Below are 464 nucleotides of genomic sequence, written 5' to 3'. Positions count from 1 at the left end.
ATGCGGTGGTGGTCGTGGAAGTACTCCAGGTGCCGCAGGTTGGCGACGGCGGTGGCGACGTGGGCGTGCAGGTTGGGCGCGCAGTGACCGGAGACGTCGACGTTGTGGGCGGCCGCCACGGCCGCCGCCCGCAGCCAGTCGGTGATGCCGCCGCACCGGGTGACGTCGATCTGCAGGCAGTCGACCGCGTCGGCGGCGAGCATCCGGTGAAAGTAGGCCAGGTCGTACCCGTACTCGCCGGCGGTGACGTCGGCGCTCACCTGGTCGCGCACCTCCCGCAGCCCGGCCAGGTCGTCGGAGGAGACCGGCTCCTCGAACCAGGTGACGTCGTGCCCGGCCATGGCGTGGGCCATCCGGATCGCCTGCTTGCGCCGGTAGCCGCCGTTGGCGTCCACATACAGTTCGGTGTCGGGCCCGATCACGGTGCGGGCCAGGGCAATTCGATCGAGATCGCGGCGCTCGTG

The 464-nt window shown here is 71.1% G+C and carries 1 protein-coding gene; it reads right to left on the bottom strand.

Going from position 1 to position 464, the window contains the following annotated elements; all coding sequences use genetic code 11:
• On the bottom strand, positions 1 to 464 hold a 464-nt coding region (locus JWG39_RS17490; RefSeq protein ID WP_275889035.1), incomplete at both ends, for an enolase C-terminal domain-like protein.

The sequence above is a fragment of the Desulforhopalus vacuolatus genome, from assembly GCF_016918505.1.
GTDB lineage: Bacteria > Desulfobacterota > Desulfobulbia > Desulfobulbales > Desulfocapsaceae > Desulforhopalus > Desulforhopalus vacuolatus.
The sequence above is the reverse complement of the archived record's forward strand: the minus strand, read 5'-3'. Positions and strand labels throughout refer to the sequence as shown.